We start from the raw sequence: 18,432 nt of genomic DNA on the forward strand, positions 1-18,432 counted from the left end.
GTTCTCCATGCTGTTCAAATGTAGGGGGCGCTGTTACCACAGCGCCAGGGTGTAGCCGATGATCAGGCGGTTTTCGTCCACAGCGTTGGTCAGGCCATTGCCGGAACGGAAGGTGACGTTGCGCCAGCGCAGGCTGACGTCCTTGAACGGACCGCTCTGGATGACGTAGGTGATGTCGGTGTCGCGCTCACGTTCGCGGCCATTGCTGACCGTGGCGGTTTCGGCGTGGCGGCCGTCGGTGTAGCGCGTCATGAAGCTCAGGCCGGGGATGCCCATCGCAACAAAGTCGTAGTCGTAGCGCACTTGCCAGGAGTCCAGCCCGGCGCGGGTGAAGGTGTTGTAGGTCACCAGGTTGACGGTGAACGGGTCGCCGCCGTTGACGAACGGGAAGGCACTGTCGCCCGACATTTGCTGCCAGGTGGCCGTGAACTTGTGGGCCCGCACGCCCAGGGTGAACATGGCGTTGAAGTTGCGGTTGTCGATGTTGCCGGCGCGCTCGGCGCCATCGTTACGGCTGTCGAAGTAACGCAGATCGCTGCGCAGGCTTATGCCTTCGGCCAGCGGGCGGGTGTCGATCAGGCCGAAAAACTGCTGGCGGTAGATGTCTTCGAGCTTGGCGTAGTAGTAGCTGACGCTGGTTTGCGGGGTGATGGCGTAGCTGCCACCGCCAAAGTCCAGGTGGTCGCTGCTGGCAGCGCCATAGCCAATATCGTCGCGCCCCGAGGAATCGCGCAGGTTCGCCTTGGTCAGGCGGCCGGCGTTGAAGGTAAGGCCTTCAAGGTCCTGGCTGGTCAGCAGGCCGCCCTGGAAGGTGGACGCCAGCAGGCGGGTGTCGTTGTATACCACCACCGGCAAGATCGGTTGCAGCGTGCCCAGGCGCAGGGTGCTCTTGGAGACGCGTACCTTGCCGGTGAGGCCCAGCTCGCTGTAGTCGTCGACGGGTTCGTGGCTGTTTGGGCCGAAGGGCAGTAGCCCGGTGTTGCGGCGGTCGCGGCTGGAGTCGAGCTTGATGCCCAGCTGCCCCATGGCGTCGACACCGAAACCGACCGGGCCCTCGGTGAAGCCCGATTCCAGCTTGGCGGTAAAGCCCTGACCCCATTCCTCCGCCTTTGCCTGGGGGGCATTGCTTTGACGGAAGTCGCGATTGATGTAGTGGTTGCGCAGCTCCAGGCGCGCGTGGCTGTCGCCGATGAAGTCGGCCAGCGCTGGCAATGGCAAAGCGAGGGTGGCCAGACAGGCAGCTGACATGAAGTGCGTGCGGTTCATTGTTGTTGTTTTACCCGACATGGTTGTTCTTCCTTGAGGTCAGTGCTTGCTGGCGCCGGCGGCACCGATACCGGTCATGGAGCGGATGAACTGGGCCAGGTAGCGGCCACGCTCTTCACTGGCACGTTCGGAACTGTCGGTCACCGAGAACACCCAGGCACTCAGGAATGCCAGGCTCATGGAGAACAACGCCGGGTTGCTGTACGGGAACAGCGCTGTTTCGTGATGCAGCACGTTGACCCACACGGCCGGGCCCAGGACCACCAGCAACACCGCCGAGGCCAGGCCGGCCATGCTGCCGCACACCGCGCCGCGTGTGGTCAGGCCTTTCCAGAACATCGAGAGCAGCAGCACCGGGAAGTTGACGGAGGCCGCCACGGCCAGCACCAGGCCGGAGAGGAAGGCAATGTTCTGCGACTCGAACATCAGGCCGAGCATGACCGCCAGCAGGCCGATCAGCAGGGTGGCGATACGCGATACGCGCATTTCCTCCTGCTCCGTGGCTTTGCCTTGGCGGATGACGCAGGCATACAGGTCGTGGGATACCGCCGATGCACCCGACAGCGCCAGGCCGGCGACCACGGCCAGGATGGTGGCGAAGGCCACGGCAGAGATGAAGCCAAGGAACAGGTTGCCACCAACTGCCTGGGCCAGGTGCACGGCGATCATGTTGCCGCCACCAATGATTGCACCGGTCGCGTCGCGGTAGGACGGCTCGGTGCCGACCATGACGATGGCGCCAAAGCCGACAATGATCAGTAGCAGGTAGAAGTAACCGATGAAGCCGGTGGCGTAGAACACGCTCTTGCGTGCTTCCTTGGCGTCACTGACCGTGAAGAAGCGCATCAGGATATGCGGCAGGCCAGCGGTGCCGAACATCATGCCCAAGCCGAGAGAAATGGCATCTACCGGGTTGGACAGTAAGCCGCCCGGGGCCATGATCGCCTGGCCCTTGGCATGCACGGCCACAGCGCTGGCAAACATGGCCTCGGTGCTGAAGCCGAAATGCTTGAGCACCATGAAGGCCATGAAACTGGTGCCCGACAGCAGCATCACCGCCTTGATGATCTGCACCCAGGTGGTGGCGAGCATGCCGCCGAAGGTGACGTAGGCAACCATCAGCACGCCGACCAGCATCACTGCGTACAAGTAGCTGATACCGAACAACAGTTCGATCAGCTTGCCGGCGCCGACCATCTGCGCCACCAGGTACATCAATGCCACGACCAAGGTGCCGAACGCCGAAGTCAGGCGCACCGGTGTTTGCGCCAGGCGGTAGCTGACCACGTCGGCAAATGTGTACTTGCCCAGGTTGCGCAGGCGCTCGGCGATCAGGAACAGAATGATCGGCCAGCCGGCCAGCACGCCCAGGGCATACAGCAGGCCGTCATAGCCGTTCATGAACATCATCGCGGAAATGCCCAGGAAGGAGGCGGCGCTGATCATGTCGCCAGCGATCGCCAGGCCGTTCTGCATGCCGGTCAGCCCGCCGCCTGCGGTGTAGAAGTCGCTGGCAGAGCGGGTGCGCAGGGCAGCCCAGCGCGTGACCAGCAGGGTGAAACAGACGAACACCATGAACATCGAGATGGCGGTCCAGTTCATTGTGCGCACTCCTGCTTGACCTTTTCATTGAGCGGGTCCAGCACATTGTTGGCGCGGTGCACGTAGATGCCGGTCAGGGCAAAAGACACCAGCACCATCAGCACACCGACCAGCATGCCGACGGTAGTGACGCCGCCGCTGAGGGACTGGCCAAGGGTGCTGGGAGAGAACGCCACCAGCAGGACGAAGCCGTAGTAGATCACCAGCATGGCCAGGGTCAGGCTGCCGTTGAGGCGGCGTTTACGCCGCACCAGGTGCTGGAAGTCGGGGTGGTTGGCGATGCTTTCTATGCGTTCGGGTGTCATGGGTTGCGATCTCTTGGTGTTGTAATTGTTTTTTGTGAGGTCACGCGGGGTGTTGCAGTGCAGCTGATGGCCTCTTCGCGGGTAAACCCGCTCCCACAGGGACCCCATAAAGGCTGGTCGCGACGCTCTATCTGTGGGAGCGGGCGCGCCCGCGAAGCAGGCGACGCGGTGTCAGAGCTGGTCGAAGTCGAGCACCACCTTGTCGCTCACCGGGTAGGTCTGGCACGACAGCACATAGCCAGCTGCCACTTCGTAGTCTTCCAGGGCATGGTTGCTGTCCATTTCCACTTCGCCCTCGATTACCCGGCACTTGCAGGTCGAGCACACGCCGGCCTTGCACGAGTAGGGCAGCTCGGCGCCGATGGCATTGCCGGCGTCCAGCACGTTCTGGGTGTTGCGTGGCAAATCGAAGGTGAGGGCACGGCCGTCGCTGATCACGGTAATGTGGCTGAGCGCCGCATCCACCTGGCGTGCCGCCTCACGGGCTTCGCGGCGGGTTTCGTTGCCGGCGGCGGCGAACAGCTCGAAATGAATGCGCTCTTTGCCCAGGCCATTGGCCTGCAGGCTGTCACGCACGGTTTCGGTCATCGCCTGGGGGCCGCAGATGAATGCCGCGTCCAGGCCCGAAACGTCCAGCCAGCGCGAGAACAACTGGCCGCACTTGTCGGCATCGATGCGACCGTTGTACAGGTCGACGTCCTGCTGCTCGCGGCTGAACACGAAAATCAGGTTAAGGCGGTCGAGGTAGCGGTTTTTCAGGTCTTCCAGCTTGTTGCGGAACAACGCACCAGAGCTGGAACGGTTGCCGTACAGCAAGGTGAAGCGGCTGCGCGGTTCACTGTCCAGGGTGGTGGCAATGATCGACAGGATCGGGGTAATGCCGCTGCCGGCGGCCACGCCCAGGTAATTGCCCTGGCGGGCAGGGTCCAGCGGCACGTAGAAGCTACCGGATGGCGGCATCACCTCCAGCTGCTGGCCGGCTTTGAGCACATCATTGGCAAACGCCGAGAAACGCCCGCCGGGCACGCGTTTGACGGCCACACGTAGCTCTCCGTCCTGCACGGCGCTGCAGATGGAGTAGGAGCGGCGGACCTCTTCGTTGTCCAGTTGCGTACGCATGACCAGGTACTGGCCCTGGGTGAAGCGGAACTGCGCCTGCAGGTGCTCAGGCACGTCGAACGCGATCGAAACCGCATCACGGGTTTCGTTGCGCACTTGCTTGATGGTCAGGCTGTGAAACTGGCTCATGGTGTTCTCCACGGCTCAAATGCATTTGAAATAGTCGAACGGTTCCAGGCACTCACGGCAGCGGTACAGCGCCTTGCAAGCGGTGGAACCGAACTGGCTGAGCAATTCGGTATGGGCGCTGCCGCACTGCGGGCAGCACACCTGGGGCGCGTCACCGAACAGGCTGCGCTTGCTGGCGCTGCCTTGCGGCGGGGCGATGCCGTAGATGCGCAGGCGCTCGCGGCCCAGCTCGCTGATCCAGTCGGTGCTCCAGGCCGGGGTCAAGCGGCGCTCAAGGTCCGGTGCGGGGAAACCCGCCTGTTCCAGCGCCTGGCGGATATCGCCCTCGATCACCTCGGTCGCCGGGCAGCCGGAGTAGGTCGGCGTGACCACCAGGTGCAGATGGCCGGCGCGCCAGTCGAGGTCACGGACGATCCCCAGGTCGACCACGCTGACCACAGGCACTTCCGGGTCCATGACCTGGGCCAGAACCTCCCAGGCCCGGGCCAGGTCGCCGCCGCGTGGCGCCCGCGCACCACGGTCGCCGGCAATCAGCTCACCAGGTTGCATCGGGATAAGCTCTTGGCAGGAACTGCATCTCGGCCAGCAGCAGGCCCAGGTGCTCGGTGTGCAGGCCTTTGCGACTGTCCAGGTAGAAGTGGCTGGCAGCCTTGGGCAGCGGCAGGTCGACCGAAACGAAGGTCTCGCTCACCTGTTGGAGCCAGGCAGCAGCCACGGCGGCCGGGTCAGCAGCGATACCCACCTCGGCCAATCGCACTTCGTTGTCGCTGGCGACGGTCAGTTCGACGGTGAAGCGCCACAATGCCGGAACAGCGGCGAGCATGCGTTGGCGGCTTTCTTCCGTACCGCCGCCCAGGCGCTGCACCCACTCGCTGGAGCGGCGCAGGTGGTAGGTGACTTCCTTGAGTGCCTTGGCGGCGATACCGGCGATACGCTCATCGCTGGACTCGGCCAGGCCCTTCAGCACGGCGAAGTACCAGGCGTCGTAAAGGAACTGCTTGGTCATGGTCACGGCGAAATCGCCGTTGGGTTGCTCGACCAGCAGCAGGTTGCGGTAAGCCCGCTCGTCGCGGCGGAAGGCCAGGGCATCGGCGTCGCGGCCGTCGTCAATCAGCTCGGCTGCGTATTCCAGCCAGTTGCGCGCCTGGCCGACCAGGTCAAGGCCAACGTTCATCAAGGCCAGTTCTTCTTCGATGGCCGGGGCGTGGCCACACCATTCGCACAGGCGCTGGCCTTGAACCAGCGCACTGTCACCAAGCAACAACAGATAAGGGATAAGGGCTTCGTTGTGCATGGTCAACCTCACATGTGTCCGACTTCATCGGGCAGCTCGTAGAAGCTGGCATGGCGGTAGACCTTGTCGTCCGAAGGGGCGAACAGCGGGTCTTTCTCGTCAGGGGAAGAGGCGGTGATCAGCGCCGAAGGCACCACCCACAGGCTGACGCCCTCGCTGCGGCGGGTGTACAGCTCGCGGGCATTCTCGATGGCCATGGCGGCGTCGGCGGCATGCACGCTGCCGACATGCTTGTGGTTAAGGCCGTGCTTGCTGCGCACGAACACTTCGTAGAGGGTCCAGACAGACATTTTCGATCTCCGCATCAATCGCCGCTCAGGCGGCGTTCTTGTTCTGTTGCTTGCGCGCGTAGGCCACGGCGGCCTCGCGTACCCAGGCGCCGTCCTCGATAGCCTTGCGGCGGGTGGCGACACGTTCCTGGTTGCACGGGCCGTTGCCCTTGATCACTTCGTAGAACTCGTCCCACTGGATTTCGCCGAAGTCGTAGTGGCCGCGCTCGGCGTTCCACTTCAGCTCAGGGTCGGGGGCGCTGCAGCCGAGCAGTTCGAGCTGCGGCACGGTCTGGTCGATGAAGCGCTGGCGCAGTTCGTCGTTGGTCTGGCGCTTGATCTTCCAGGCCATGGACTGGGCGCTGTTTGGGGAGTGTTCGTCGCTGGGGCCGAACATCATCAGCGATGGCCACCACAGGCGATTGATTGCGTCCTGGACCATGTCGCGCTGGGCCTGGGTGCCGTGACGCATCATGGTCAGGAGGATTTCGTAGCCCTGGCGCTGGTGGAAGCTCTCTTCCTTGCAGATACGGACCATCGCGCGGGAGTAAGGGCCATAGGAGGTGCGCTGCAGCACCACCTGATTGACGATTGCGGCGCCATCAACCAGCCAGCCCACTGCACCCATGTCGGCCCAGCTGAGGGTGGGGTAGTTGAAGATGCTCGAATACTTGGCTTTGCCGCTGTGCAGCTTGCCGATTTCTTCGTCGCGGTCGGCGCCCAGGGTTTCCATGGCGCTGTACAGGTACAAGCCGTGGCCGGCTTCGTCCTGGATCTTGGCCATCAGCTGCAGCTTGCGCTTGAGGCTAGGGGCGCGGGTGACCCAGTTGCCTTCGGGCAGCATGCCGACGATTTCCGAGTGTGCGTGCTGGGAGATCTGCCGGATCAGGGTCTGGCGGTAGGCCTCGGGCATCCAGTTCTTGGCTTCGATCTTGATTTCGGCGTCGATCTTTTCCTGGAAGTTGCGTTCCTCGGGGGACATTTCTTCCAGCGACTTGACGCGCTTGACTCCGGTTTCCACTAGCTGTGCGTACATGTGCTGCGACTCCTGCTGAGGCATGAGTCATTTGTAAGCGATACAAAACATAACGTCAAACAGTTTTATATGTATCGAATAAGATTTGTGTATCGCTTTCGGACCTCTTCGCGGCCAAACCCGCTCCCACACGGATCGCGCACCTCTCAGAATGGGTAAAACACACGCAAAAAAAAGCCCCGGACAGTGCCGGGGCCGAAAAGGCAGCTGAATGAATCAGCTGGCCAACCGTTTATCGAACACGTGGCAAGCTTTGCCCTCGGAGCGCTTGAGCGTGCCACAGGGCTGCAGGTGCACCTGGGTGCTGATGCCGATATAGGTCTTGATCTGCTTGCTCAGTTCTCCGACCACCAGCTTGCGCTGGCCTTCATCCAGGTGCTGGCACTCTGCGCGCAATTCCACATGCACCTCGACGCTGTCCAGGTTGCCATTGCGATACAGATGAATCTCATACATTTCTGATAGCTGTTTTATTTTTAACACCTGTTCCTCGATCTGGGTCGGGAACACGTTGACCCCACGAATGATCAGCATGTCGTCGCTGCGCCCGGTGATCTTGCCAATGCGCCGCATGGGCCTGGCGGTGCCGGGCAGCAGGCGGGTGAGGTCGCGGGTGCGGTAGCGCACCATTGGCAGCGCTTCCTTGCTTAACGAGGTAAACACCAGCTCGCCCAGTTGGCCGTCGGGCAATACCTCGCCAGTGGCCGGGTCGATGATCTCGGGGTAGAAGTGGTCTTCCCAGATGGTCGGGCCGTCCTTGGTCTCGATGCACTCCATTGCCACCCCGGGGCCCATGATTTCCGAGAGGCCGTAGATGTCGAGGGCATTGATGCCCAGGCGCTGCTCGATCGAGCGGCGCAGTTCATCGGTCCATGGCTCGGCACCGAAAATGCCCAGGCGCAGCTTGAGGCCATGCGGGTCGATGCCCTGGCGTTCGATCTCATCGGCCAGGTTGAGCATGTACGACGGTGTGACCATGATGATGTCAGGCTGGAAGTCACGAATCAGCTGCACCTGCTTCTCGGTCTGGCCGCCGGACATCGGTATGACCGTGCAGCCCAGGCGTTCGGCACCGTAATGCGCGCCAAGGCCGCCAGTGAAAAGCCCGTAGCCGTAAGAAACATGCACCTTGTCGCCTTTGCGCCCGCCAGCAGCGCGAATCGAGCGTGCGACAACATTGGCCCAAGTGTCGATGTCGTTCTGCGTATAGCCGACCACCGTCGGCTTGCCCGTGGTACCACTGGAGGCATGCAGGCGCACCACCTCTTCCTGGGGCACGGCGAACATGCCGTAGGGGTAGTTGTCGCGCAGGTCGCTCTTGCCGGTGAAGGGGAACTTTGCCAGGTCTTCCAGGCAATTGAGGTCATCGGGGTGGGCGCCGCACTCGGCAAAGCGCTTGCGGTACAGCGGCACGTTGTCGTAGGCGTGCTTCAGGCTCCAGCGCAGGCGCTCCAGCTGGTGCTGGCGCAGGGCGTCGACGCTGGCAGTTTCCATCGGGTCCAACAAGGCACGGTCGGCATCATGGTACATGTTCATGGCTTCACTCGAATTGTTCTTGTACGCCGCGCGCCGGCAGTTGCAGGCCGCGCGGTGAGTGTCATGAGCGCAGCATATACGGCTGCGTTCGGTTCGGTAACAAGCGGATGGTCTGATCTGCTCAGAGGCGTTCGATGACCATGGCGATGCCCTGGCCAACACCGATGCACATGGTGCACAGGGCATAGCGGCCGGCCGTTTCCTCCAGTTCGTGCAGTGCGGTGGTCACCAGGCGTGCGCCGCTCATGCCCAGCGGATGACCGAGGGCGATGGCGCCGCCGTTGCGGTTGACCCGGGGGTCGTCGTCGGCCAGGCCCAGCTCGCGCAGTACTGCCAGGCCTTGGGCGGCGAAGGCCTCGTTGAGCTCGATCACGTCGAGGTCGGCCAGTGACAATCCCGTGAGCTCAAGTACCTTTCGGGTTGCCGGCACCGGACCGATCCCCATCAACCGCGGCTCAACCCCGGCCACGGCCATGCCGACGATACGGCCACGGGCCTTCAGGCCGTGGCGGCGGGCAGCGGCGGGGCTTGCCAGCAGCAGGGCGCAGGCGCCGTCGTTGACGCCGGAGGCATTGCCGGCGGTGACGCTGCCACCTTCACGGAACGGCGTGCCGAGGCGGGCCAGTTGTTCCAGCGTGGTATCGCTGCGCGGATGCTCGTCGTGCTCGACCACTTTGGCAGGGCCTTTGCGCTGCGGGATCTCGACCGGCACGATTTCCCCTGCCAGGCGGCCGCGGGCCTGAGCTGCCGCAGCCTTGTGCTGGCTGCGCAGGGCAAAAGCATCCTGGTCAGCACGGGAAATGCCAAACTGTTCAGCCACATTCTCGGCGGTTTCCGGCATCGAATCGGTGCCATAGGCGGCCTTCATCAGCGGGTTGACGAAACGCCAGCCGATTGTGGTGTCGAAAAGCTCGGCCGCGCGACCAAAGGCCTGCTCCGACTTACCCATGACAAACGGCGCACGCGACATCGATTCCACGCCGCCGGCCAGCATCAGCCCGGCTTCACCGCAGCGCAGGGCGCGGGCCGCGTTGCCGATGGCATCCAGGCCGGAGCCGCACAGCCGGTTGATCGTGGTCCCCGGCACTTCAAGTGGCAGCCCGGCCAGCAGGCTGGCCATGTGTGCCACGTTGCGGTTGTCTTCACCGGCCTGGTTGGCACAGCCGAGAATGACGTCATCCACGGCCTTCCAGTCCAGTTCGGGGTGGCGCTGGATCAACGCCTTGAGCGGGATGGCTGCCAGGTCATCGGCACGCACGCTGCTCAACGCCCCGGCATAGCGGCCAATGGGGGTGCGCACGGCGTCGATGATCAATGCATCGGCGAGGGTCGGTTCAGTCATCTTGCGTCTCCTGCGCCAGCACGGTGCCGCGCACTTTGTAGGATTTGCCATGGAACATCGCCACCAACTCACCGCGCTGGTTGTCGATGCGCACGTCATAGAGGCCGGTGCGGCCTTTGCGGCTTACTTCGCTGGCGTGGGCGGTGAGTACGTCATCGCGCAAGGCCGGGGCCAGGTAGTCAATGCTGCAGCCCAGCGCCACGGTGGCCTGGTCGTAGCTGTTACAGGCGAAGGCAAATGCCGAATCCGCCAGTGCGAACAGGAAGCCCCCATGGCAGGTGCCGTGGCCCTGGATCATGTCGGCGCGTACCGGCATGCGCAGGCTTGCCCGGCCGGGTCCGGCATCCAGCAGGCTGATGCCCAGACCCTGGGTGGCCGGGTCGCGGGCATACATGGCGTCGGCACAGGCTTGTGCCAGTTCGAGTTCAGTCATGCAGGGTGCCTCCTTTGGCGTCACAGCGGCGCAGCAGTAGAGAAGGGCGGTAGCGGCTTTCGCCGTAACTGCGCTGCAGGTTGTCGAGCACGCGCAGGGTGTGGGCAATACCGATATGCGCAGCCCAGGCCAACGGGCCGCAGGGATAATTGACACCGGCGCGCATGGCCAGGTCGATGTCAGCGGCGCTGCCGACACCCTGTAGCACGGCATCGGCGGCCTCGTTGGCCAGCATTGCCACAGTACGCAGCACCACCAATCCGGGCAGGTCAGCGACCGCAGTGACCTTGAAGCCGGCTCGCTGCAATAAGGCCACCGCCTGGTCGCGAGCGCTTTCGGTGGTGTCGGCCGACCAACTGATGGCAATGCGCGAGGCAGTGCTGTAGTTCAGCGCGAGATCGAGCAGCACCAGGTTGCGCAGGCCATCTTCACGTGCGCGCTGGCTGGCGAGGCGTCCATCAGACAATGCCAGGGTGGCATCACCGACCAGGATCACGCCGCTGCCGGCGCGCAGGGTGACGGCAATGCCGCTATGGCGCAGGCGCTCAACCAGTGGCTGCAGCACACCCAGGTGCCCCTCGATAACGCAGGTTTCGGCGCTGGCAGGGCTGTGCAGCTCAGCCGGCGCTGGGCGCTGCGCGCCGTCGGCGTAGCTATAGAAGCCTTGGCCCGTCTTGCGGCCGAGGCGGCCGGCATCCACCAGCTCCTTTTGAACCAGTGACGGCTGAAAGCGGAAATCCCCATAGAAGGCATCGAACACCGAGCAAGTCACCGCGTAGTTGACGTCATGGCCGATCAGGTCGGTAAGCTCGAATGCGCCCATGCGGAAACCACCCGCATCACGGAGCAGTGCATCAAGGCTGGCACAATCGGCTGCGCCTTCCTGTAGCAGGCGCAGGCTTTCGGCATAGAAAGGTCGCGCGACTCGGTTGACGATAAAGCCGGGTGTCGAACGTGTGTGTACAGGCTGCTTGCCCCAGGCCCGGGCAGTGTCGTAGATACAGGCGGCCACGGCAGGTTCGGTTGCCAGGCCCGACACCACCTCGACCAGCGCCATCAACGGCGCCGGGTTGAAGAAGTGCATGCCGACCACTTGCTGCGGGCGTGCAAGGCCGGTAGCAAGGCTGGTGATCGAGAGCGACGAAGTGTTGCTGGCGATAACGCAATCAGCCGCGCACAGGGCTTCAAGCTGACTGAACAGCGCCTGCTTGACCTGCAGGTTCTCGACGATGGCTTCGATCACCAGGCCGGCATCAGCCAATGCGTCGAGCGTATCGACCGGGCTCAACCGGAGGCTGATCATTTCGCGCTCGACGGCCTGTAATTTCCCTTTTTCCACGAGCCGGGCGAGCTGCCGGTCAATACCGGCCACTGCCTGGGCGGCAGCCCCGGGGCGGTTGTCGTAGAGTTTCACCGGGTGACCGGCCTGGGCCGCGACCTGGGCGATGCCAGCCCCCATGGCGCCGGCGCCAATTACCGCCACTTGCACATTGCTTGCGAGTGCGCCCATGTTCAGCACCCCTTGAATGCAGGAGCGCGCTTGTTCATGAAAGCGCTCACGCCTTCACGGTAGTCCTCGCTGCGCCCGGCCAGGCGCTGCAGGTCGCGCTCGAGTTCCAGCTGTTCATCGAAGCCGTTGTCGAAGCTGGCATTGAGCCCGCGCTTGATCAGCGCCAGGCCATAGGTGGGCTGGGTGGCCAGTTGACGCGCGAGGGTAAGGGCTTCGTCACGCAGTGCAGCATCGTCCACCACACTATGGATCAGCCCCCATTGCTGAGCCTGCTCGGCGCCAAGGCGCTCGCCCAACATGGCCAGGGCTTTTGCCCGCGCCATGCCGACCAGGCGCGGCAACAGCCAGGTACCGCCAGAATCCGGCACCAGGCCGATCCTGCAAAACGCCTGGATGAAGCTGGCCGAGCGGGCGGCCAGCACCACGTCGCAGGCGAGCGGGATGTTGGCACCGGCGCCAGCGGCCACACCGTTTACCGCACAGATCACCGGCAGCGGCAGGTCGCGCAAGGTGCGCACCAAGGGGTTGTAGAATTTGTCGATCGACTCGCCCAGGTCAGGCATTTCGGCGCCTGGGGCAACGTTGCGGTCGGACAGGTCCTGGCCGGCGCAGAAGCCGCGGCCTTCAGCCGTCAGCAGCAGCACCCGCGCATCAGTGCTCTGGCGAACCTGCTTGAGTGCTTCGCGCACTTCCAGGTGCATGGCGGTGTTGAAGCTGTTCAGTTGCTCGGGGCGGTTCAAAGAAAGGAGGGCGACGCCGTCCTCGATGGAAAACAGGATGTGCTGGAAAGTCATGACAGACTCGCTCCGTCGGTCGAGGGGTAGATGATCAGCGGCCTTGGAAGCGGGCCTGGCGCTTTTCCTGGAAGGCGCGAATACCTTCGTCACGGTCGGCCGTGCCCGCCAGCAGGGTGAATGCATGGCGCTCAAAGCGCAGACCGCTGGCCAGGTCGGTATCACCTGCCTTCAGTAGCGCCTCCTTGGCCAGGCGCACGGCCAGCGGCGCCTTGGCAGCGATGCTGCGGGCGACCTGCAGCGCGCGTTCTACGGTGAATTCGGGCTGGGTAACTTCGCTGACCAAGCCGGCTTGCTGGGCGTGGTTGGCGGTGATCGCTTCACCGGTCAGCACCATCTGCATGGCCAGCGGCTTACCGACGGCACGCAACAGGCGCTGGGTGCCGCCGGCGCCGGGGATGATGCCGAGGTTGATCTCCGGCTGGCCGAAGCGGGCGTCGGTACCGGCGATAACGATGTCGGCGCACATCACCAGCTCGCAGCCACCACCCAGGGCATAGCCGTTGACTGCAGCAATCAGTGGCTTGGAAAAGGCGGCGATACGTTGCCAGTGAGCTACCCGAGGGTCATTGAGGATGCCAACCAGGTCGCGCTCGGCCATCTCACCAATGTCAGCGCCTGCGGCGAATGCCTTGCGGCTGCCGGTCACCACCACAGCGCCCGTCTGGTCATTCTGTGCGGCTGCATCCAGCGCAGTGGCCAGCTCTGCCAGTAACTCGGTGCACAGGGCGTTCAGTGCCTCGGGCCGTTGCAGGGTTATGAGCTGAACGCCGTTTTCCGGCGCCCGCACATCGAGATATCGCGGCATGTCGTGTTCCTCTGGCTGCACGCACGGCACATCGTGGGGCCGGCATTTCTTGGAATTGTTTGCAGGGTGGTGATGCTGGATCACGACCAGGTGAGGTCAGTATATGCATCATGTGATACGCGAATGCAATACGGATAGCGATATGCAGTATCTCTTTGCGCATGGATCGGAAGATCCGCAATGCTGTCAGTCATTACTGATATCCGTATTTTAATTAGCATTTTCACGAAAATTAGCGTTTTTTGTGGGTTTATTCTGCAGGACGAAAAGCGATACACGATTGCGGCGTTTGATCGTCATAATTTTTGTGATACAAGGAAAGGCAACATTTCAAATCATTTCTGGAGCTTCCATGCCTTGCTATCGACTGGACGGCCTGACGCCCGTGGTTCACCCGACAGCCTACGTGCACCCAAGCGCAGTACTGATCGGCGATGTCATCGTTGGCCCTCGTTGCTACATTGGCCCCCTGGCATCACTGAGGGGCGATTTCGGCCGGATCGTGCTGGAGGAGGGCGCCAACCTGCAGGACACCTGTGTAATGCACGGCTTTCCGGGTGGTGACACGGTCGTAGAGCGCAACGGACACGTCGGTCATGGCGCGGTGCTGCACGGCTGCCGAGTGGGGGAGGACGCCTTGATTGGCATGAATGCGGTGGTGATGGATGGTGCCCATATCGCATCACGCTGCATCGTCGCGGCGACCGCGTTTGTCAAAGCCGGCTTCGGGTGTGAAGCGCAAAGCCTGGTGATGGGGTCGCCGGCCCAGGTTAAACGACCCCTGAGCCAACAGGAGTTGGACTGGAAACAGCGCGGCACGGCGGAGTACCAGCACCTGGCGCAGCGCTGCATGAACACCATGGTCGAATGCCCGCCACTGACCGAAGCCGAACCAGGCCGGCCGCGCATGGAAGACACCGGCGTCAGGCCTAAAGGGCAGGCAACAGCATGAGCCTGGTAGCGTCACGCAATGGTCAGGCGGCCCGCCGCACAGGTATAGTCGGTGCTTTATCCGCGCACAGTTCGCCCATGAGCAATCTTGCCCCACTGAACAACCTGATCACTCGCTTTCAGGAGCAGACGCCGATCCGCGCCAGCTCCCTGATCATCACCTTGTACGGCGATGCCATCGAGCCCCACGGCGGGACCGTCTGGCTGGGTAGCCTGATCAACCTGCTGGAGCCGATAGGTATCAATGAACGGCTGATCCGCACCTCGATTTTTCGCCTCACCAAAGAGGGTTGGCTCACCGCTGAAAAAGTCGGCCGGCGTAGTTACTACAGCCTCACAGGCACGGGTCGGCGTCGCTTCGAAAAAGCCTTCAAGCGGGTCTACAGCCCCAGCCAACCAGCCTGGGACGGCGCCTGGACGCTGGTGTTGCTGTCGCAACTTGAGGCCGGCAAGCGCAAGGCCTTGCGCGAGGAGCTGGAATGGCAGGGGTTTGGCATCATGGCGCCGAACCTGCTTGGCTGCCCACGCGCAGACCGCGCTGATCTGGCCGCAACCTTGCGAGACCTGGAAGCCAGCGACGACAGTATCGTATTCGAAACCCATACCCAGGAAGTGCTCGCGTCCAAGGCCATGCGTGCCCAGGTGCGCGAAAGCTGGCGTATCGAGGAGCTGGGGCAACAGTACAGTGAGTTCATCCAGCTGTTCAGGCCGCTGTGGCAGAGCTTGAAAGAGCAGCAGCTGCTCGATGCCCAGGATTGCTTTCTGGCCCGTACGCTGTTGATTCACGAGTACCGCCGCCTGCTGTTGCGTGATCCGCAACTGCCAGACGAGCTGCTGCCAGGGGATTGGGAGGGGCGGGCTGCGCGACAGTTGTGCCGCAACCTGTATCGCCTTGTGTTTGCCAAGGCAGAGGAATGGCTGAACGCAGCGCTGGAGACGGCAGACGGGCCATTGCCGGACGTGAACGAGAGTTTTTACAAGCGTTTTGGTGGGTTGGCCTGACTCACTCAAGCTGACATGGGAGCGCCTTATCCTTGATAAGGCTTACCTCTATAAGTGCCAACCTGAAAAACCCATGACTTAATATGTGCTATGGTTAACCTTAAGTATTTTAATGTTAATAATGGTGAACATTATGTCGGGCTATTTTCCCGTCGCATGTGCCGACACGCTCAGTAAGATAGGGCTATTGGTGAAGGCGCGTCGCCTTGCACTAGGCCTGCGCCAGGCCGACATAAAGGCAGCCATCGACGTTTCTGCGCACACGCTGCGCAAGATCGAAAGCGGTTCCGAGCTGGTAGACCTGCGGTCATTCATGCTGGTGCTGTGGCGGTTGGGTATCAGCGATACGGTGTTCTCATCGCTGGAGGGCCTCGAAAAAAGCTCACAGGTCACACTGTTCACTCAGAACGACGATGTGCTTCAAGGTATCGCATCCAGGCGCGTGCGGTTGGCTAAACCCAAGCCTGAGGAGTTCTGATGTCCCGCGCCTACATCTATATGGAGCACCCGGAAACGGGCGAGGTCCTGACCCTTGGCCGGCTTACGCTGAAAGGCAAGCTGGGTGAATTCCTGTATGCCCCGGATCAGGTGGCACGTGGCGGCTGGGTACCTGACCCGATCAACTACCCCCTGCGTGCCGAAGCCTATACAGGCATTTCCAAAAACCGCGGGGTACCTGGCTTCATCAACGACGCCATGCCCGACGGTTGGGGTGAGAGGTTGCTACACCGGGCGTACAGCCAAGACCTGGGCACGATCGACTTTCTGCTCAAGTCACCAAACAACGACCGCATCGGCAACCTGATGGCCGGCACTGCCACAACCCCTGCTGAAGGCATTGGTGAAGGTGCCGTACCAAGCCTGAAAGGGCTGGCAAAATTCGTTGCCGCTTGCGAAGCAGTGTATGACGGGCAAATCGACAGCGAATCGACTGCCGCGCTGAATGTACGCCAGCAACGCTCCGCTTTGGGTGGCGCACGACCGAAACGTACCCTCCAGGACAATGGGATGTTGATTCTGGCCAAGCCGCGTGATCGGTTTGACCACTACGACTTGCCGACGATCGAGTATGCCTGCATGACATTTGCGGCAGGGAAGGGCATCAACGTGGCGCGCACCGCACTGCATGCCGAAAATCCTTCCACATTACTGATCGAACGCTTTGACCGTACGCCTATTGCCGAAGGCGCCCGGCGCATACCAATGCTCAGCGCACTGACCTTGCTTGATTCGGAGTGGAATGGCCCGCACCACAGGGATTGGCGCTATGCCGCCGTGGCAGACGAGATGCGTCGGCGCGGCGTGCCGCAAAGCGACCTGCAGGAGCTATTCAGGCGCATGTGTTACAACGCCTTGGTAGGCAACTCCGACGATCATCCGCGTAACCATGCAATTATATGGGTTGGTGGGGCGTGGCGCCTTTCACCGATGTACGACGTATTGCCCATGCTAGATGAGGGGCCCGCAAAGGCCTTGGCTATGGCGGTTGGTCGAGAGGGCAGCCAGGTGAGCCGAAGCAATCTGCTCAGCCACCATGCACATTTTGCACTGGAACGGGATCACGCCGAACACTTGCTTGAACAGGTGGCTAGCTGGGAGCACGAGTTGAAAGATCATTACGCGAAGGCGCTGTCGGGTACTGACCTGGATATGGCCTGTGATGCGGCAAGTTCTGTGCGTATGCTGAGCTAGATAAACGCATACTTTGATAACTACGCTAAATGACTATTTAGTGTAGTTATCTGCAATCAAGCTGCCGCCGTCTGCTTGAATGGAGCAGGCGGCGGGCTTTGGATACCCTGCAACCAGTCGCAGTAGCGGGCTACGCCTTGCTGGACTGTCAATGTAGGTGCCTTGTAACCAGCAGCGCGCAAGCGCTCCAGGTCGGCGCAGGTGTAACACTGGTATTTGCCACGCAAATGATCAGGAAATTCGCCGTACTCCAGTATCCCCTCAAGCAAGGCCATCTCAAGTGACAACGGGGGATGGTCTTGTTGCTCGCGCAGCCGATTGATCACAGCCAATGCAACGTCATTGAATGGCTGGGCGCGGCCGCTACCAACATTGAAGATACCGCTTAAATGTGGGCGCTCAAGGAAGAACATATTGACCTTGACCACATCATCGACAGAGACAAAATCCCGCAGATGTCCACCACTGGGATAGTCCCCATAGCTGCCAAACAGGCTGACTTTTCCTCGGGCCTGGTACTGGTTGAAGCAGTGCAGGGCCACTGACGCCATGGCACCTTTGTGCTGTTCATGGGGCCCGTAGACGTTGAAATAGCGCAAACCGACGATCTGGCTGTGCGCTGTCGTCAGTTGCCGGCGTACTTGTTGATCGAACAGGAACTTGGAATAGCCATAAACATTTAGCGGATGCTCGCACTCACGTTGTTCGCGAAAATCCTGGCCTGCGCCGTATACAGCTGCTGATGACGCATACAACAGCGGGATCCGTTGGCGCTGAGCAGACGCCAGCAATTCTCGACTGAACCGGTAGTTGTTATCCATCATGAAACGACCGTCACCTTCGACGGTGCTTGAACATGCACCTTGGTGCAGCACAGCGCGCACCTTGCCAAATTCACCACGAGCAAAGCGATCGAGAAAGTCGTCCTTGTCCAGGTAGTCGGCAATCTCACTGACGGCCAGGTTGCGGAATTTGTCGCCATCGGTCAGGTCGTCGACGGCTATGATCTGCGTTTCGTTGCGCTGGTTGAGCGCCTGAACGAGATTGCTACCGATAAACCCTGCAGCGCCGGTTACGATGATGGTCATGTCAGATTCCCCGTTAGGGTGCGGAGCCCGCATTTTAATCAAGGCAACGCGAGCCAGCTTTAACCTGGATCAATGAATGTGCCGGTCCTGATGAGTGACGCCCTTGAGCAGCTCGACATCTGGCCAGCCACGGCGCACTGCTGAAATACGAATGTTCGGATAATGCATATTATGTTAAACGACAGATCATGTTGAGATTGTTCACGAGCCCCGTAACTCGCTGATTCGACAAATCTGCTGCCTACGTCCACTCTCT

19 protein-coding genes are annotated in these 18,432 nt (G+C 61.8%); 4 read left to right on the forward strand and 15 right to left on the reverse strand.

Annotated elements, in window-relative coordinates:
* Positions 1–33: 33 nt before the first annotated feature.
* The 14 genes from P0Y58_16260 to P0Y58_16325 all read right to left on the reverse strand — a co-directional run bounded on the left by P0Y58_16260 (position 34) and on the right by P0Y58_16325 (position 13,443).
* Positions 34–1,266 carry an OprD family porin gene (locus P0Y58_16260; GenBank protein WEK33344.1) on the reverse strand — a complete coding sequence of 411 codons (1,233 nt, stop codon included), beginning with the start codon at positions 1,264–1,266 and terminating at the stop codon, positions 34–36.
* A gap of 39 nt (positions 1,267–1,305) precedes the next feature.
* Positions 1,306–2,868 (reverse strand): cation acetate symporter, encoded by a 1,563-nt coding sequence (locus tag P0Y58_16265; GenBank protein WEK28461.1) that lies wholly within the window; start codon positions 2,866–2,868, stop codon positions 1,306–1,308.
* The gene (locus P0Y58_16270; protein ID WEK28462.1) at positions 2,865–3,173 is read right to left on the reverse strand and encodes a DUF485 domain-containing protein; all 309 of its coding nucleotides are present in this window, start codon (positions 3,171–3,173) and stop codon (positions 2,865–2,867) included. The genes P0Y58_16265 and P0Y58_16270 overlap by 4 nt, the downstream gene beginning before the upstream one ends.
* A gap of 171 nt (positions 3,174–3,344) precedes the next feature.
* Positions 3,345–4,421, reverse strand: a complete 1,077-nt coding sequence (paaK, locus tag P0Y58_16275) for a phenylacetate-CoA oxygenase/reductase subunit PaaK (protein WEK28463.1) — start codon at positions 4,419–4,421, stop codon at positions 3,345–3,347.
* A gap of 15 nt (positions 4,422–4,436) precedes the next feature.
* On the reverse strand, positions 4,437–4,970 hold the full coding sequence (paaJ, locus tag P0Y58_16280; GenBank protein WEK28464.1) for a phenylacetate-CoA oxygenase subunit PaaJ: 534 nt from the start codon (positions 4,968–4,970) through the stop codon (positions 4,437–4,439).
* On the reverse strand, positions 4,957–5,715 hold the full coding sequence (gene paaC, locus P0Y58_16285) for a phenylacetate-CoA oxygenase subunit PaaC (GenBank protein ID WEK28465.1): 759 nt from the start codon (positions 5,713–5,715) through the stop codon (positions 4,957–4,959). The genes paaJ and paaC (P0Y58_16285) overlap by 14 nt, the downstream gene beginning before the upstream one ends.
* A gap of 8 nt (positions 5,716–5,723) precedes the next feature.
* Positions 5,724–6,005 carry a 1,2-phenylacetyl-CoA epoxidase subunit B gene (gene paaB / locus P0Y58_16290; GenBank protein ID WEK28466.1) on the reverse strand — a complete coding sequence of 94 codons (282 nt, stop codon included), beginning with the start codon at positions 6,003–6,005 and terminating at the stop codon, positions 5,724–5,726.
* 25 nt (positions 6,006–6,030) lie between these two features.
* Complete coding sequence (gene paaA, locus P0Y58_16295; protein WEK28467.1) at positions 6,031–7,020, reverse strand: 1,2-phenylacetyl-CoA epoxidase subunit A; 990 nt, start codon at positions 7,018–7,020, stop codon at positions 6,031–6,033.
* Positions 7,021–7,236: 216 nt separating this feature from the next.
* Complete coding sequence (paaF, locus tag P0Y58_16300) at positions 7,237–8,556, reverse strand: phenylacetate--CoA ligase (GenBank protein ID WEK28468.1); 1,320 nt, start codon at positions 8,554–8,556, stop codon at positions 7,237–7,239.
* Positions 8,557–8,677: 121 nt separating this feature from the next.
* Entirely contained in the window at positions 8,678–9,898 is a 1,221-nt protein-coding gene (gene pcaF, locus P0Y58_16305) for a 3-oxoadipyl-CoA thiolase (GenBank protein ID WEK28469.1), read from the reverse strand.
* Positions 9,891–10,331 carry a hydroxyphenylacetyl-CoA thioesterase PaaI gene (paaI, locus tag P0Y58_16310; protein WEK28470.1) on the reverse strand — a complete coding sequence of 147 codons (441 nt, stop codon included), beginning with the start codon at positions 10,329–10,331 and terminating at the stop codon, positions 9,891–9,893. The genes pcaF and paaI overlap by 8 nt, the downstream gene beginning before the upstream one ends.
* Positions 10,324–11,841, reverse strand: a complete 1,518-nt coding sequence (gene paaC, locus P0Y58_16315; GenBank protein WEK28471.1) for a 3-hydroxyacyl-CoA dehydrogenase PaaC — start codon at positions 11,839–11,841, stop codon at positions 10,324–10,326. The genes paaI and paaC (P0Y58_16315) overlap by 8 nt, the downstream gene beginning before the upstream one ends.
* A gap of 2 nt (positions 11,842–11,843) precedes the next feature.
* On the reverse strand, positions 11,844–12,635 hold the full coding sequence (gene paaG / locus P0Y58_16320) for a 2-(1,2-epoxy-1,2-dihydrophenyl)acetyl-CoA isomerase PaaG (protein ID WEK28472.1): 792 nt from the start codon (positions 12,633–12,635) through the stop codon (positions 11,844–11,846).
* 34 nt (positions 12,636–12,669) lie between these two features.
* Positions 12,670–13,443, reverse strand: coding sequence for a 2,3-dehydroadipyl-CoA hydratase (locus tag P0Y58_16325; protein ID WEK28473.1), 774 nt, complete (start codon positions 13,441–13,443; stop codon positions 12,670–12,672).
* Between the two features lie 352 nt (positions 13,444–13,795).
* Here P0Y58_16325 and paaY point away from each other — a divergent pair, with 352 nt between their 5' ends.
* The 4 genes from paaY to P0Y58_16345 all read left to right on the forward strand — a co-directional run bounded on the left by paaY (position 13,796) and on the right by P0Y58_16345 (position 17,088).
* Complete coding sequence (gene paaY, locus P0Y58_16330; GenBank protein ID WEK28474.1) at positions 13,796–14,395, forward strand: phenylacetic acid degradation protein PaaY; 600 nt, start codon at positions 13,796–13,798, stop codon at positions 14,393–14,395.
* Positions 14,396–14,472: 77 nt separating this feature from the next.
* Positions 14,473–15,396 carry a phenylacetic acid degradation operon negative regulatory protein PaaX gene (paaX, locus tag P0Y58_16335; protein WEK28475.1) on the forward strand — a complete coding sequence of 308 codons (924 nt, stop codon included), beginning with the start codon at positions 14,473–14,475 and terminating at the stop codon, positions 15,394–15,396.
* Positions 15,397–15,529: 133 nt separating this feature from the next.
* Positions 15,530–15,874 carry a transcriptional regulator gene (locus P0Y58_16340; protein ID WEK28476.1) on the forward strand — a complete coding sequence of 115 codons (345 nt, stop codon included), beginning with the start codon at positions 15,530–15,532 and terminating at the stop codon, positions 15,872–15,874.
* Positions 15,874–17,088, forward strand: a complete 1,215-nt coding sequence (locus P0Y58_16345) for a type II toxin-antitoxin system HipA family toxin (GenBank protein WEK28477.1) — start codon at positions 15,874–15,876, stop codon at positions 17,086–17,088. Before P0Y58_16340 ends, P0Y58_16345 begins: the two co-directional genes overlap by 1 nt.
* A 56-nt stretch (positions 17,089–17,144) precedes the next feature.
* On the opposite strand, the gene rfaD is transcribed toward P0Y58_16345, so the two are convergent.
* Positions 17,145–18,176, reverse strand: coding sequence for an ADP-glyceromanno-heptose 6-epimerase (rfaD, locus tag P0Y58_16350; protein ID WEK28478.1), 1,032 nt, complete (start codon positions 18,174–18,176; stop codon positions 17,145–17,147).
* Positions 18,177–18,432 lie beyond the last annotated feature (256 nt).

Source organism: Candidatus Pseudomonas phytovorans, from assembly GCA_029202525.1.
Classification (GTDB): domain Bacteria; phylum Pseudomonadota; class Gammaproteobacteria; order Pseudomonadales; family Pseudomonadaceae; genus Aquipseudomonas; species Aquipseudomonas phytovorans.